Source organism: Desulfobacter hydrogenophilus, from assembly GCF_004319545.1.
Lineage (GTDB): Bacteria > Desulfobacterota > Desulfobacteria > Desulfobacterales > Desulfobacteraceae > Desulfobacter > Desulfobacter hydrogenophilus.
Window position 1 is genome coordinate 1,968,984 of sequence record NZ_CP036313.1, and the last position, 16,135, is coordinate 1,985,118.

Annotated in this window: 13 protein-coding genes; 9 read left to right on the forward strand and 4 right to left on the reverse strand. The window is 46.5% G+C overall.

Annotation, left to right across the window (positions count from 1 at the left end; all coding sequences use genetic code 11):
- Positions 1-210: 210 nt before the first annotated feature.
- Positions 211-1,737, reverse strand: a complete 1,527-nt coding sequence (locus tag EYB58_RS08535) for an HD domain-containing phosphohydrolase (RefSeq protein ID WP_111952603.1) — start codon at positions 1,735-1,737, stop codon at positions 211-213.
- A 240-nt stretch (positions 1,738-1,977) separates the two neighbouring features.
- On the opposite strand from EYB58_RS08535, the gene EYB58_RS08540 reads away from it, so the two are divergent.
- The 3 genes from EYB58_RS08540 (at position 1,978) to EYB58_RS08550 (ending at position 5,822) form a co-directional block, all read left to right on the forward strand.
- On the forward strand, positions 1,978-2,436 hold the full coding sequence (locus EYB58_RS08540) for an Lrp/AsnC family transcriptional regulator (RefSeq protein ID WP_111952604.1): 459 nt from the start codon (positions 1,978-1,980) through the stop codon (positions 2,434-2,436).
- 117 nt (positions 2,437-2,553) lie between these two features.
- Positions 2,554-3,825: a diaminopimelate decarboxylase family protein gene (locus EYB58_RS08545; RefSeq protein ID WP_111952605.1), complete on the forward strand. Its 1,272-nt coding sequence runs from the start codon at positions 2,554-2,556 to the stop codon at positions 3,823-3,825.
- 107 nt (positions 3,826-3,932) lie between these two features.
- Positions 3,933-5,822: a bifunctional acetyl-CoA hydrolase/transferase family protein/GNAT family N-acetyltransferase gene (locus tag EYB58_RS08550; RefSeq protein WP_111952606.1), complete on the forward strand. Its 1,890-nt coding sequence runs from the start codon at positions 3,933-3,935 to the stop codon at positions 5,820-5,822.
- Between the two features lie 40 nt (positions 5,823-5,862).
- On the opposite strand, the gene EYB58_RS08555 is transcribed toward EYB58_RS08550, so the two are convergent.
- The gene (locus EYB58_RS08555; RefSeq protein ID WP_111952607.1) at positions 5,863-7,629 is read right to left on the reverse strand and encodes an acetate--CoA ligase; all 1,767 of its coding nucleotides are present in this window, start codon (positions 7,627-7,629) and stop codon (positions 5,863-5,865) included.
- A gap of 138 nt (positions 7,630-7,767) precedes the next feature.
- Between EYB58_RS08555 and EYB58_RS08560 the strand changes: the two genes are divergently transcribed.
- On the forward strand, positions 7,768-8,757 hold the full coding sequence (locus EYB58_RS08560; RefSeq protein WP_111952609.1) for a tRNA dihydrouridine synthase: 990 nt from the start codon (positions 7,768-7,770) through the stop codon (positions 8,755-8,757).
- A 207-nt stretch (positions 8,758-8,964) separates the two neighbouring features.
- A complete protein-coding gene (locus EYB58_RS08565) occupies positions 8,965-10,110 on the forward strand; it encodes a cytochrome c3 family protein (protein ID WP_111952611.1) in 1,146 nt (381 codons plus the stop codon).
- Between the two features lie 178 nt (positions 10,111-10,288).
- Here EYB58_RS08565 and EYB58_RS08570 read toward each other — a convergent pair whose 3' ends face one another.
- Positions 10,289-12,289, reverse strand: coding sequence for an FAD-dependent oxidoreductase (locus EYB58_RS08570; protein WP_111952613.1), 2,001 nt, complete (start codon positions 12,287-12,289; stop codon positions 10,289-10,291).
- Positions 12,290-12,311: 22 nt separating this feature from the next.
- Positions 12,312-12,668: an AAA-type ATPase lid domain-containing protein gene (locus EYB58_RS08575; RefSeq protein ID WP_242637599.1), complete on the reverse strand. Its 357-nt coding sequence runs from the start codon at positions 12,666-12,668 to the stop codon at positions 12,312-12,314.
- Positions 12,669-13,193: 525 nt separating this feature from the next.
- On the opposite strand from EYB58_RS08575, the gene EYB58_RS08580 reads away from it, so the two are divergent.
- The 4 genes from EYB58_RS08580 (at position 13,194) to dusB (ending at position 16,131) form a co-directional block, all read left to right on the forward strand.
- Positions 13,194-13,721: a universal stress protein gene (locus tag EYB58_RS08580; protein ID WP_111952615.1), complete on the forward strand. Its 528-nt coding sequence runs from the start codon at positions 13,194-13,196 to the stop codon at positions 13,719-13,721.
- 109 nt (positions 13,722-13,830) lie between these two features.
- Positions 13,831-14,217 (forward strand): hypothetical protein, encoded by a 387-nt coding sequence (locus EYB58_RS08585; RefSeq protein ID WP_111952617.1) that lies wholly within the window; start codon positions 13,831-13,833, stop codon positions 14,215-14,217.
- 1 nt (position 14,218) lies between these two features.
- Entirely contained in the window at positions 14,219-15,124 is a 906-nt protein-coding gene (locus EYB58_RS08590; RefSeq protein ID WP_111952618.1) for a DUF1848 domain-containing protein, read from the forward strand.
- A gap of 38 nt (positions 15,125-15,162) precedes the next feature.
- Positions 15,163-16,131: a tRNA dihydrouridine synthase DusB gene (dusB, locus tag EYB58_RS08595; protein WP_111952620.1), complete on the forward strand. Its 969-nt coding sequence runs from the start codon at positions 15,163-15,165 to the stop codon at positions 16,129-16,131.
- Positions 16,132-16,135 lie beyond the last annotated feature (4 nt).

Sequence of the window (16,135 nt, forward strand, 5' to 3'; positions counted from 1 at the left end):
TAATTTTTTAAATTAGATTAGCATATTTCATTTTCAGGCTCAAGTCATTAAGGACCGCAGATTAAATAAGTTGGGCAGAAATAACGCCGAATTTTGGTTCATCTACACGGCGCATGAAAGGTCGAATAGCAGGCCTGTTAAGCTTTTCATGCAACGAAGGAGATGGGCCAAAAGGCAAGCTATTTCGTTCAAGTTATTTAATTTGCGGTCCTAAAAGTCATCCGGCAGGTCCTGATTCGCCACCCGCAGAAAAACATCCACCACATCAGGGTCAAATTGAGTACCTGAATTTTTAATTATAATGCCGATGACGACATTCTTATCTTTTTTTTTCCGGTAGGCCCTGTCCGAGGCCATCGCGTCATAACTGTCGGCAACCGATAATATCCTTGCATGCTTAGGAATCTGTCCGCCTTTAAGGCCGTCGGGATATCCCGTGCCGTCAAAACGTTCGTGGTGATGCCGGATAATCTTCGCTTCTCTACCCCACAGACCCAGTTTGCTTATAATATCAGCGCCGATGGCAGGATGCTCTTTTACTTTTTCGTATTCATCTTCGGTAAGGCGTCCGGGCTTTAAGAGGATATCATCCCTAATACCTATTTTACCGATATCATGAAGGCTGCCTGCCACATTGATTATGTCCAGTTCTTCTTCAGTACACCCCATTTCCTCGGCAATGATCTGGGCGAATCTGGCCACTCTGCTGGAGTGTTTTCGGGTATAAAGATCCCGGACTTCAAGTGCGGTAACAAACGCAAACAGGGTGGAGAACAGATTCTCATATATATTTTCATATAAAGCTATGTTTTCAATTCCCGAGGCGGCTTTCTGGGTGATAAAATTTAAATAGTAAATATCCTTCTCTCCAAAAGAACGCGGCCCTTGGAAAATATAAGCCGACACAACACCGAAAATTTTATCCCGGATTTTCAATGGTGCAACCATAAAGGAGTTTACCTGCTCTTTCATTGATGGGATTCCGGACGCATCTGCGATGAGACAGGGCGTGTGATCGCTTCCCAGCGACTCTATAATAAATGCTTTTTCCTGTTCAGGAATATCTATGGAATAGGATGCCGGGCATTTTTTATTTTTCGCATCGGCTTTGTCCACAAGGACCAGGGAACTGCCCTGTTCTGAATACACATGGAAAAAGACCAGGTCCGCCTTGAGTTCTTCGACGCCTAATCGGACAACCTTGTTAAAAATTTCGTAACTGGAATCAATGGCGGCAAAATCTTCCATGACCCGGTTTAAAGTGTTGACATCCTCCACCTTTTTGATCAGTTCGTTGTTGAGTTGATGCAAGCGTTCCTGACGTTCCACCTCTTCTTTAAGGATCAGATTTTCAATAAAAAGTCCGCGTTCTCGCAATATCCTGCGAAGGGTCAACTCCATCTGTTCGAGGTTCACCGGCTTGATCAGGTAATCCACAACGCCGTTTTTCAGAGTCTGTATGGTATTTTCAAGGGAAGGATACCCGGTCATCACCACAACAGGCAGTGTATTGTCAATATGGCGAATTTGTTCGGCAAGTTCGAGCCCGTCCATCACCGGCATATTTATATCGGTGAAAACGCAATCTATTTTTTTTTGGTTGACAATAGCCAGAGCGTTTTCCCCGTTTCCTGCGGTATATACCTGGTAGCCTTTTCTTTCAAAAAATCCTTCGGTGACATCCAGAATGTCGTTTTCATCATCCACCACTAGGATTTTAATGCTATCCTTATTCATCCATCCAAACCTGTTGTTAATCGGAATTGACTTAAATTTTACATGTATACGAAACCCCACATTTTATCAACCAAAATCAAAATGTCTAAATCTTCGGCAAAACTCACGTGAAGAGAACTTGATTTGGTTTTTTTTTATTTATCAAGAATAATATTCTTGACTTTGTACAAAACAACGAATATTCTTTCTCGGGAATAAAACTTACATGATAAATTTAACTTAAATTGAATATAATTTAGTATGGATAAAACTGACCTGGAAATTCTTAAAATCTTGCAGAAAAAAGCCAGAATCCCCAATGTTGAGGTTGCCAGAACCATTGGCATGGCACCTTCCGCAGTGCTTGAGCGGATTAAAAAGTTGGAGGCAAAAAAGATCATCCAGGGCTATGAGGTGCGCCTGAACCCGGATATGTTCGGCTGTGCCATGACCGCCTTTGTCAGCATCCAGGTGACCCGCCCGTCCAAGATTCGGGAAACCGGCGAACAGCTGGCAACCATTGAACAGGTCCAGGAAGTCCATTATCTGGCCGGTGGCGACACCTTGATGATTAAAATAAAGGCATCCGGCAACATGGCGCTGGAAGAACTGATACAAACCCGGATCGCCGATGTGAGCAGCGTAAAGGCGACCAAAACATTTATTGCGCTTTCCACGTTTAAGGAAAGCGCCAAGATTAAACTGCCGGATGACGTTTAATTTGTGTTTGAGCGGAAAATCACCCATCTGCGGCGTTGTAAAAAACTTGCATCTGGACAACTTTTCACTCAAACACGGGTTTTCACTCCGGAACATTAATATAAAGGAATTATTATCATGCCCATGTCACCTGAATTCAAAGGAAGGCTGTCAGCGGTGGTCCAGGATGCCGTCGCAGCCTTTGGCAGCCCTTTTCACATCTACGATGAAACCGGGATCATTCAAACATGCCAGGCCCTGAACAATGCATTTTCCCCCATTGACGGATTCAAGGAGTATTTTGCCGTAAAGGGACTGCCAAATCCTACGGTGATGGCGCTTCTCAAAACCCAGGGGTTTGGCTTTGACTGCTCTTCGGTACCGGAAATAGAGCTGGCCCGTAAAGTAGGAAGCAATGCCGACGATATCATGTTTACCTCCAACAACACCACCCAGGAACAGCTGAAAGCCGCCATGGACAATGGAGGCAGCATCATAAACCTGGATGATATTTCCTTGATTGCAAAACTGCCGGCTATACCTGATCTGCTTTGTTTCAGATACAATCCCGGCGCGACACGCCAGGGGAACGATATTATCGGTAAACCTGAAGAAGCCAAATACGGCCTGACCCGGGACCAGATTTTTTCAGCCTATGACCAAGCGATATCCCTTGGTGTTAAGCGGTTTGGCCTGCATACCATGATGGCCTCCAATGAGCTTAATTTTCAATACATGATTGATACGGCGGACATGTTGCTGGAGCTGGTTGAAGAGATAAGCCGCACCCTTGACATCCGGTTTGAATTTATTAATATCGGCGGCGGGTTAGGCATTCCCTATACCCCGGATGCCAAGCCATTCAATCTTGACGGCATGGCCGGCGGCATCATCGCTTCTTTTGAGGCCTTTAAAGCGAAAAACGGCTGGGTACCCAAATTATATATGGAAAGTGCCCGGTTTATCACCGGCCCCCACGGCGTCCTTGTTACCTCTGTGATTAACCACAAAAACACTTATCGCAACTATGTGGGCGTGGATGCATCCATGTCGGCATTGATGCGCCCGGGAATGTATGGCGCCTACCATCACATCCACATCCATGGCAAACCGGAATCCGTCCCCTTGAAAATAGTGGATGTCGTCGGTGCGCTGTGTGAGAATAATGACAAGTTTTCCATCCAAAGACAGTTGCCCGAAACCCGGGAAGGCGACATTTTGATTATCCACGACACCGGGGCACACGGACATGCGATGGGCTTTAATTACAACGGCCAGCTTCGTCCCAAGGAACTTTTGCTTAAAACAGACGGCAGCATTGAACTGATCCGCCGGGCAGAGACCATGGATGATTATTTTGCCACATTAAATTTTGAGCCGCGAACCATCGTACCGGGACATAATTGCTGATGATCAAAATAAAAACAATTGATTATCAATTCAATGTATGGTTTGCTTTAGCCTGTACATGGGCCCAACGATTTCGACTCTGGCATTGACCCGGCAGGAGAAATAGCATGGATTTACAACAAATCTGTCCTGATAAGCTACTCACCGCACAAGCAAGTGTAAAAAAAATTCGCAACGGTTCACGGGTATTCATCGGTACAGGATGCGGAGAACCCCAGCACCTTATTCGGACCATGGTCGAGAATCAGTCCCTTCAGGATATTGTTGTATATCAGATGCTTTCAACCACCTTGGCGGAATATCTTAATGACGACAATTTTTCGTCCCGGTTTTCCATTAAACTGTTTTTTATTTCCATCCTTATGCGTAAATTTGCATTTGAAGGAAAAATTGACTATATCCCGGTCTACCTGTCACAGATCCCAAAGATTTTTCGGAACAATGAAATCGGCCTGGATGTTGCCCTGGTTCAGGTCAGTCCTCCAGACGCCCATGGTTACTGCTCTTTAGGCATTTCCGTGGATATCACCCTTTCCGGAATGAAAAGTGCACAAGTTACCATCGCCCAAGTCAATCCCCAAATGCCCAGAACCTGGGGAGATTCGTTGGTGCACATCGACGATATTGATTATTTAGTAGAATACGAAGAAGATCTTCTGGAGTCTCTGCCCAAGACCAAAAATAAAACCGTGGTCGAACGTATTGGGCATTATGTCAGCCAGCTGGTGGATGATGGTGCCACGCTGCAGATTGGTTTCGGGCATCTGCCCCATGCCATTATGCCCTATCTGGCTGGCAAAAAGGATCTTGGTATCCATACCCAGGTGATAACGGACGGCCTTCTGCCTTTATTCAAACAGAAGGTAATCACTAATCGCAAAAAGAATTTTCTCCCCGAACGGGCTGTAGCGTCCCTTTGCATGGGGTCAAAGGAATTATATAAATATATAGCTGACAATCCCATGTTCTATTTCAGTTCATCTGAATTTGTGAACGATCCCAATGTCATTGCCAAAAACGATAACCTGATCTCCATCAGCTCTGCCCTGGAGGTGGATCTGACAGGCCAGATATGCACGGATTCAAAAGGGTATCTGTTCTATTCGGGCATCGGTGACCAGGTGGATTTCATAAGGGGATCTGCCATGTCCAAGGGCGGATTTTCTATTGTCATCATCCCGTCCACGGCCCAGAACGGCCAGGTATCCCGCATTGTGACGCATTTAAGCGAAGGTGCCGGGGTTGCCACCACCCGGGGTGATATTGACATTGTGGTCACTGAGTACGGTATTGCAGAAATCCGGCGGAAAAGTATTTTTCAAAGGGTTATGGAACTGGCCCAGATTGCCCATCCCAAATTCCGCAAGCAGCTCATTGAACAGGCCAAACAGCGCCATTATATTTTCAGCGACCAACTGCCGCCCACAAATCAGGACCTGCTGTTTCTCGTCGGTTATAAATACAACATGCTTTTGCCCAGCGGAAAACAGCTGGAAGTCCGGCCGCTTCAGCCTTCGGATGAATTTGAATCCAGAAATTTTTACTATTCTCTCCAGGAAGATTCCATCTATTTTCGGTTTTTTAACCGCCGCAAAGTGTTCTCAAGGCGTATGCTCCAGCAGATGTGGGCCCAGGTGGATTACAGCCGGAATATGACCCTTATTGCCCTTATGCAGCAGGGCAAACGCAAACAGATTGTGGCGGTGGCGTCTTACGCAGAAGTGGACCCCAAGCATGCGGAAGTGGCTTTTCTGGTGCAGGAGGAACTGCATGGTCAGGGAATTGCCACCTTTTTGTTGAGCTGCCTTGAAAAAATTGCCCGGAAGAACAATTATTCCGGTTTTACTGCCCTTGTCCTGGCCGAAAACCGAAAAATGCTCAATGTGTTTAAAAACACCTATCCCCACGCAGAATTTATACGGGGGGAAAGTGGGGAAATTGAAGTAATCATGCCCTTTAAAATCATTGGAAAACCGAATACGACTGATGATCAATAAAGCTGACAGCCCGCCACACAGACCGTCTACACGGCCTTCCTTATTTGTTTTTTGAGCTTAATTCGGGAAAATCCCAGTAAAAATACTCTTTGATGGGCGCTTCCTCAACTCTTTGGGTTCCCCTCCGGTCTGCTTCGGTATCTCTCAAATCAATACGACGAATTTTTCCGGAAATGGTTTTTGGCACTTTATCAACAAATTCAATGACTCTTGGAATTTTAAATTTGGCAAGGATGTTTATGGTGTGCTTGAACAAGGCCAGGGCCATTTCCCTGCTGCCGGCTTCACCCGGACTGAGAATGACATAGGCTTTGACCAGTTGGTACCTCCTGGGATCAGGGGTCCCCACAACCGCAGCCTCGTCCACCGCAGGGTGTTCGATAAGCGCACTCTCCACTTCAAAGGGGCCGATGCGGTAATCGCTTGATTTAATGACATCATCGGCCCGACCCACAAACCACCAGTACCCATCGGCATCAAAGGACGCCTTGTCTCCGGTGTAATAATATTGGTCCACAAATACGGAATCCATTTTTTCCGGATTGCCGATATACTCTTTAAAAAGTCCCACCGGTACCCAGTTGTCTATTTTTACAACAATGTACCCCTCTTGATCCGGTTGTGTAATCTCATTGCCTTCATCATCAGCCAAGGTTACATCATACATGGAAGACGGCACGCCAAAAGAACCTGCCCGCATATTTTCGGCCATCCATGGCGGGTTACCGATCATGGCCGTGGATTCTGTCTGCCCATAAAAATCCCGGATACGGGTGCCGGTAAAGCCATGCCAGCGTGTAATCACTTCCGGATTTAAGGGTTCTCCGGCAGACACGGACTGACGCAGACAGGACAGGTCAATACCATCAAGGTCGGCATTTACAAACATGCGCCAGGCAGTAGGCGGCGCACAAAGGGTTGTGACCTTTTGTCTTGCAACCGCATCAAGGTAAACCTTTGCATCCAAGGAATCAAACCGGAATGCAGTTACTGTGGCTCCCACATTAAAGGGCGCAAAAAAAGAGGACCAGGCCCATTTACCCCATCCGGGTGCACTGAGATTATGATGGATGTCATCGGGTTTGAGCCCTATCATGGCCGTGGTTGATAAATGCCCCACAGGATAGGAAACTGCCGTATGTCCCACCCGCTTCGGCAAACCGGTGGTCCCGGAGGTAAAAAAGCAGAACAAAATATCATCGGATGCCGTGTTTGCGGCCTCCGCCTTGTCAGATGCCTTTTCCACCTCGTCGTAGGAAATCCAGCCCGGTGCCTGGCCAAGCACCAGTTTCACCTTGGGAGTGATCTTTGTTTCCCGGATAGCGTTTTCAATGATCTCGACACTGGCCATGTCTGCCAGAATGACATCAGGTTTATAGGTTTCAAACCGGAAATCCAGCTCCCTTGCGGTCATGGTGGTGGCCGTGGGCACGCTGACAATGCCGGCCTTGATGCAGGCAAGACTTGCAAACCATATTTCAGGACACAGGGGCACCATCATATACATATTATCTTTCATGCCAACGCCCTGGTCCGCCAGAAAATTGATCAGCCTGTTGGCCCGGCATGACAGATCAAAATAGGAAAAGCGGCTGGATTCAAGTGTGGTTAGATCTTCATACACCAAAGCCGTTTTATCCGGAGTCCGGGCCACATGAAGACCTTCAAACACCTGGTTTGCCCAGTTGAATGAATCCGGCATTACCATGCTGTTCAAAGAATCAAAAAATGCCTTTACCCGGACCTGTTTTTCAGAATCATCCGGCATACGGTTGATATGGATAATCTGTTTATAGAACTCTTTCATACTTTAGGAAACACTCCTTGCAATCCAAATTAATCTTATGTATAGCTAATCAAAAAATATTGACTCTATAATGGATCGTCCTCGGGTTTGTCAAAATATTTTATTGATCAATGCCTGACAATTAAGGAAAACACCCCTATGGCAGATAATCGTCCCTTTTTGATACTTGCCCCTTTGCAGGGGGTCACAGATGTGGTGTTTAGACAGGCCTATGTCAGGCATTTCAACGGCATTGACCAGGCCATGGCCCCGTTTATATCTACCATGAGCAGCAGGCGCTTGAAACCGTCCAGACTTAAAGACGTGGATCCGGCGTTGAACACAGCCCTTCCTGTCATCCCCCAGATTCTGGGTAATGATCCGGATGATTTTATCTATCTTGGGGATTCTCTTTTTGACATGGGCTATGCCCAGGTGAACTGGAACCTTGGGTGCCCTCATTCAAAGATTGCAAAGAAACTGAGGGGGTCGGGCCTTTTATCCCACCCGGATAAAATAGACGCTTTCCTTTCCCGGGTAATCCCGGTCATGAAACCCGCGTTAAGTGTTAAAATCCGCCTGGGGCGTAAAAGTAAGGAAGAGATCCGGGACCTGATTGCAATGTTTAATGCCCACAAACTTGACGAAATTATCCTGCATCCCAGAACCGGGGAGCAAATGTATACAGGCGCCGTTGATGTTGACGCGTTTGAAGCGGCCATGAACGCCTGTGACCATCCCATGGTCTATAACGGAGATATTGTGGACTCGGCATCATGGGAAATAATCCGGCAGCGTTTTCCGGACATCAGTCGCTTCATGATCGGCAGAGGTGTTCTTTCCAACCCCTTTTTGCCTGAGCAGATCAAGGGGATGAACATCGATTCCCAAAACACCGACTTCCAAAGGCGTGAACGATTGAAAAAATTTTATGCGGATCTTTTTAATAGTTACAAACAGGTCTTTTCAGGCCCGGGGCACCTTATCGGGCGCATGAAGGGATTCTGGAACTATCTGGGGCCTTCTTTTGAGAACAGCAAGAAACCGTTGAAAAAACTGCTTAAGTCAAATTCGGAACAGGACTATTTAGACCGGGTCAATGAATTCTGGGGCATGAACTTAAAATTTTGTCCGGGCAGGATAGAATGACGCGCCGGCCCGAATAGATAATTGTATCTTATATGAAAGTCAAAATAACTTATTGAATTACTTTTATCTTTTGTTGTGGATAGTAATGCATATAAACATGCCGTTGGCATATAAAATATTGTACCATGGATAATAGCCCTTGATTTATTAAAGAGAGAGGTTGATCATAACTTTGTGTTAATTTTTTTATTTTATAAGGAGGGATTAATGGGTTTAAATTTAAAATCAGTTTTTATGGTATTTATTGCTGTGCTTTTTATTGGATGCTTTTATTCTGCAAATGCGGATGAAAGCAACGATCCGTCGTGCTTTTCCAAAAGCCTCCATGCCAGTGGAGAAGGAATGCGTTACTGGTATGAGGAAGAGGGGGGATTCAAAAATCTCACAGGAATTCCCTACGATGAGCTTGACTGCAAAAATTGCCACGTTAAAAGCTGCGACCAATGCCACATTGGTGGAAAAGAGGGAAAATGCACTTATTCCACAGAAGTCGCCCAAAAAAACGAGACTTGCCTCAAATGTCATACACGGGCAAAAGCTACCATTAAAATCAATACAGCACAGGACGCGCTGGACGTGCATTTTAAAAATGGAATGACCTGCGTGGAATGCCACGAATCTCATGATGTGCACGGAGACGGCACGCAATATCACACCATGCGCGAAAAGGGAGCTGTTACTGCGACCTGTGAAAATTGCCACGAAGAAGATCCGGAAGATACCAACGAAGCGCACAAGCAGCATAAAAAAGATATTCACTGTTCGGCATGTCATGTGAAAGCTAGCACAACCTGCATGAATTGCCATTTTGGAAAATTTTTGGAAACCAAGCAAAGAAAAGGAAATTTTATTCCGCCTTCGCAAACATGGACCCTGCTTATGAATTATGATGGCAAGGTTGCTTCTGCGAACGTTCAATCGCTTGTTTACAAAGGCAAAAAATTTATTGCATATGCCCCATATTTTACCCACGCAATCCAGGAAAAAGGCAAGGATTGTTCGGATTGCCACGCAAACAAAGCAACGCAGCTTATTCAAAAAGGGGAATCCGTTCCAATGCTTTCTTTTAAAGACGGCAAGGTCGTTCATTGGGAGGGAATCGTTCCGGTGGCGCCTGATAATTTGGAATGGACATTTTTTGACAAAAAAGACGAGGATTGGGTTCCAATTGAAAGCGCTGAAAAGCCTGTTGTGCAGTTTGCAGGCTACGGCACGCCATTCAGTAAAGAACAGATAGACTTAATGTCTCTGAGTCCGGAAGACGCCAAAAAAGCAAAAGAGAAGACTGGCAAAAAGGGCAAGAAGGACAAGAAGGGCAATTCGTTCTTGAATTTTTTTAACCCCTCTTTTTAAGCGAGAAATGTAAGTGATTTTAAATCACAACATAACATAGCATGCCTTCAAAAAGATGAGTTAAGTAAGAGTATAAAATTTTTGCAGGGGCTCAAAATTTTGAGCCCCTGCTTCCCACCGGAAGCCATTTTTTGAGCCATCGAGCAAACTCATTTTTTCATTTATTTTTTCCGAGTTCCTAAATAGAGACAGCAGCCTCATAACCCCCATGCACGGCATCAAAAGCCGTTCCCACCTTTAAGGCATCACCGACCACACGGTAGTCAATGCCAAGTTTTTTGGCAACCTGCTCCAATGGATTGTAAGATACAGCACCTACAGCCACAACAACAGTGTCAAAGTCCAGGGTATTGATTTTGCCATCCTTTTCAATTTCCAGTCCTGTTTCTGTAATCCGCAACACTTTTGCGGCGGTCACAGTTTCCACATTAAAACGCCTAAGATCCTGCATCATCCCCCACCTGGTTGATTTACCGATATCCCTTCCAATGCTATTGGTCATCTCAATGAGACATACTTTTTTGCTGCCCCGTGTGGCCATGTCAAAAAGTGCTTCCGGAGTTTCCGCCTTGTTCACCAGCAGAAATTTGATGGTTTCTGCCGAAACTGTACCTTTTTCCGAAAGGACCAATGCCGTTTCAACCCCCACAGCCCCACCACCGATGATGGCCACATTTTTGCCGGTCCCCACCTTGTTTTCAAGAACATCCCAGGCCCCTGCCACATGGGGAAGGTCCATGCCGGGGATGGCCGGTTTAAGGGGAATCGCGCCTGTGGCGAGGATTAGAGTATCGGGTTTTTCCTTTGAAATAAAGGCTTCGTCCACCTTGCAATTTAACACCACGGGGATTTTTTCCACAGAGAGCTGAGTTTCAAGGTCATCTGAAAATCGGGAAAATGTTTTCCGGCCCGGAGGTGCCGCAGCCAGGTGGAGTTGTCCGCCTAAACGCCTGGCACTCTCATACAGGGTCACATCATGCCCACGCCGGGCACAGGCCAGCGCGGCCGTCATACCGGCAGGCCCGCCGCCAATCACCATCACTTTTTTGGCCGCCTTAACTTTGCCTGTTTTTTTGCAGTACTCATGGCCGGCCAAAGGATTGCAAAGGCACTCCACATGCTTGAGTTTGAACAGGTTGTCAAAACAGCCCTGGGCACAGGCAATACAATGGACAATCTCCTTTTCTCTGCCTTCACGGGCTTTTTTGGGCAGATCCGGGTCTGCGATCAGACTGCGGCCCATGGCTACCATGTCGCAAAATTCCTGATTAATCATCTCCCTGGCGGTTTCAGGGTCATCTATCCTGTGGCTTGCGATCACAGGGACATGCACAGCAGCGCGGATATCCCGGGCAAGATAGCCGAATGCCCCCTTGGGTACCTGGGCCACAATCTGGGGCACCCGGGCCTCATGCCAGCCCACATTGATACACAAGGCATCCACAGGCCCGTTGGATAGTTGTTTTGCATATTCGATGAGATCGGATCGTTTATTGCCCCCCGGCATAAAATCATTACCGTTCATTCTTACAATCAAGGGGTAGTCAGGCCCCACGGCATCCCGAACCGCCTGGGCCACTTCCAGGCCAAACCGCATGCGCTTTTCAAGGTATCCTCCGTATTCATCGGTACGCTGATTGGTCAGCGGCGACAAAAATTCGGAGATAAGATACCCCGTGCCCGACAGAATCTCCACAGCATCAAACCCTGCCTTTTTTACCCGGGCTGCGGCATTTGCAAAGGATTCAATGGCCTGCTGTATCTCCTTTATTTCAAGGGCTTTTGGCGTCTCCTTTGTCATTCTGGAGGCAATGGCAGACGGGGCCACGGGCTGTTTGCCATTGAGCAGGAATGAAAAATTATACCGGCCGGCATGGTTAATCTGCACGGCACAAAGACTTCCATTTTTCCGGATGGTCTCTGCCAGCCGGGTCAATCCAGGGATAAATTTATCATCATGGGCACCAATGTTTCGGGTGTTGCCGGATAGTTCGTCCACCGTGGCATACCCTACGCAGATCATACCCGGCCCGCCTTTGGCCCGTCTCGCGTAAAATTCAACGATTTGATCCGTCACTTCAAATGCCTGTGCCATGCCCAGGTGCATGGCCGGCATATAAATTCTGTTGGGAATGTTCAATTGATTGATTCGGATGGGAGCAAACAGAGGATCTGTCATTGTGCTTCCTTTCTGTTTAGAGTTAACCTTGTTTAAGTGGAATATCCCATTTTTTCATGTACTTCCAGACAAGGGTACGGCTTTTCCCAAGTTGTCTTGCCACCTCAGCCTTATTCCAGTTGCAGGTATCCAAAAGCGACACCAGATGCTCCCGGGTCAAGGGTGTCGGGGAAAAGGAAGGCGGATTTGAGAATGAAGCGTTCTCTGGGGATGCCGCATCGGATTGATTCTGACCGCAAACCTCGTCAGGCAAATCGGCACGGCTTATTTCCCGGGTGCGGCATAGCACAAATCCATGGGCAATGGCATTTTCCAGTTCCCGAACATTCCCGGGCCAAGGGTAGGCCATCAGCGCTTTCATGGTATCAGGGGGGCACATTGTGGATGTTCATGCCCTCGTGTTTATTCCCCTTTTCGATGAAGTTTCGGACCAGCATGGCATTTTTAATCTGCGGTCCTTATTCACACTTCACCCGTTATAGTTACTGTTTGACAACGGATAATGATACGGTAACGTTACTTAACAATCAATTTTTATCCTCAAACGGATTCTTTTTTTTCTTTTTGCCTGTCTCCTGACAGGCATCACGCATTCATGTGGATACACCCATTTTAGGAAGAATATAAATTTGGAGCAGCAGATAAACTGCAACAAAGCCGATCATAATTAAAAATTCCATTCATTATCTCCTTTAAGATTTAGAATTATGCAGGCCCATTGTGCTTATTTAAAATAAGTTACAATCACAGTGTTTGGCAAGCAATATGCCAAAATGGATATGTTTTTTATGAGATTATTTGTCCGCGCTACTGTAAAAAAGGGTATTAGCGCTTGCTTACTGATGACTATGAGCTATATTTTTGTTAAAATATAGGTATGCAGAAACCAAAATGGAGTTAGATTATGATCCAGAAACCAAAACGTATATTATTCGCCTCGGACCTGTCCACCAACATGAAAGAGGTATTTAAACATGCCGTATCCCTTTCCACTCTGAGCGATGCGAGCATCGTTGTGCTTCACGTCATGGAAGAGTCCGGCAAAAATGCGCAACGGCGCGTACAGCGTGCATTCGGTGAGACACTTTACAACACCATAAGATCCGAACAAAAAGCTGGCGCTCGGAACCTGCTTACGGGAAAAAATGTGGATGCCCTGGGTATTAAACAGGCCATTGCCGGTTTCCTGGAAGACAGGGAAAACAGTCCGTCAGATATTGAGATGAGTTCTCCCATTGAAAAAATCCTTGTTACGGAAAGTAAGTCCATTGCCGATGAAATTACAAGGACAGCAGTTGAAGAAGGATGCGATATTATTGTTATTGGGTGTGGGCACCGCAGTTTTATAGAAACTGCCATTGGGGATGACATTGCCCGCAAGGTCCTTAAACGAACTTCTGTTCCCGTGTTGGTGGTACCTTTGCTGCACTGATACCAGCCGTTCAACTGTGGTATATGTTTCCGGTCGGATGCGCTTTAATATTTAATGTCCGACCGGAAATAAAAATTTTAACACACCAACGCCTGATTATGGAGGCCGCATGGCTGAAATAAAAGATATTGTACTGATTTACATGGAAGACGCCCCCGTCAGTTTTGCCAGAATTGAAGATATTGTGCCGGACCATAAAAAAGACTGGTATCAGATCAGACTGCTGATGCTGCAGATACCGCTTCAGGTTGTTACCTGGATTTTAAAAGCTGATTACATCAATGGAGATGTATTTTCCATGAACGGCAAAAGTATGCGACTGGAAAAGGTGGTTGCCCCGGTCGTAGCCAATGAACATAATGACGCGCCTGAAACACCACCTGAAAACGGTAACGATTCTGAATCCCTTAAATCGGATGATTCTTCCGAAAAAAATCAGGGCAACATTATTTCCTTTTCCAAGCGGAAAAACCATAAAAACGGGCAGGAGTCATAGATTGCCCGGCCCTACCGGCATTTTGTCCGCCTCCAGGCGTACCGATATACCAGGGTGGTACATGCCCTGGTTTCTGGATAGAATTGAAAAAGGGTATTTTATTGTAACCAATCCATTTAACAGACAGTCCCGCAGGGTTGATGCAACCCCCAAAGACATTCACACCATTGTTTTCTGGTCAAAAAACTATGGCCCATTCCTGGATTTAAGAGCTCACAAAATTTTAGTCCAAAAAGGATTTCACCTGTTTTTCAATTTTACCATCAATACCCCCCTAAAAGAGCTTGAGCCCGGTTTGCCTGATCTCTCAGAGCGTTTGGCCCAGGTCCGGCGTATTGTCTGGGACTTAAGTCCAGGACAGGCTGCCTGGCGTTTTGACCCCATCTGTTTTTATGAGAAGGGTGGCCGAGTGTTTAACAATCTTGACACCTTTGAATATATTGCAGGGCAATTGTCACAGATGGGTATCAAACAATGTATTACCAGTTTTTATGATCCGTATAAAAAGGTGGCCGCAAGAATAAAACGCATGACTGGGCTCGGCAGCCCCATGCTCAAATTCATTGATCCGGGCATGGAGCGCAAAACAAACATTATCCGCAGTATGGCTCAATTTCTCAACCCCCTTGGCATGGACCTTTTTTTATGCTGTGAAAAAGAATTGATGGATGCAGCCGGATTACAGACATATGCATCCCCTAACGCCTGCATCAACGGACGCCTTTATAAAACTTTATTTGGGGGGAATCCGGAAACCCGCGGCGATTATGGGCAACGGCGTAAAAAAGGCTGTCAATGCACAAAATCGTTCGATATCGGTTCCTATGAAGACCACCCTTGTTTCCACAATTGCCTTTTCTGCTATGCCAGAACGGGCCTTGATATCAAAAAAACGTCCATAGGGTGACCCGGCTTGTTATTTCTCCAATTAGCCTACGATATAATATGAAAATAAAAGACCTAGAAATTAACGGCATTACTTTTTTGGCTCCCCTGGCAGGAATTACCAATCTGCCCTTCAGACAATTGATAAAGGATTGTGGGTGTGCTGTGGTATGCTCGGAAATGATCAGTGCCAAAGGCATATTCTATAACTCAGAAAAGACAATAACTCTGCTTAAGTCACAGAAAACCGAGCGACCCTTGTCTGTACAGATCTTTGGGTCGGATCCGGTATCCATGGGGCAGGCTGCCGCATTTATCGATGATCTTGGGACAGCAGATATCATTGACATTAATTTTGGGTGCAGTGTCAGAAAAGTGATCAAACAAGGGGCCGGTGTCGCACTAATGAAGGATCCCGCCCTTGCCCGAAAAATATTAAAGGCTGTCAGAAATGCCACATCTCTGCCTTTTACCATAAAAATACGCAGCGGTTGGGATACGTTTGGGGATCAGGCCGTGAATTTGGCGAAAATCGCCGAAGACCAGGGGGTCGACGCCATCGCCTTTCACCCGAGGAGTGCTGCTCAGGGGTTCAGGGGGAAGGCGGACTGGAAACTGATTGCACGACTTAAACAGGCCATCCGCATTCCCGTCATAGGAAACGGCGATATCATTACGCCCCAGGACGCAGGAGAAATGTTTTCCCAGACCGGCTGTGACGCCGTCATGGTGGGAAGGGCGGCCATGGCCAATCCGTTTATTCTTTCACAAATCGAACAGTATGTGGCCCACGGCACATTCACCCGTCCTGAGCCTTGGGCCATCTTTAGAAAAATGGAAGCATTAATCCAGGGGTATGTCACCTATTTTGGGGAAACCACGGCATGCAGGATGCTCAGGGGCAGGCTTGCATGGTTTATTCGGGGATTGCCCGGGGCCGCTGGGTTCCGCAAACAATTATCCACCCTTGTAAGCAGTGCCCAGGCCCGTGATATGATCCGGGATTTCGAGGCAGGCATCAAGGATTGAGGCC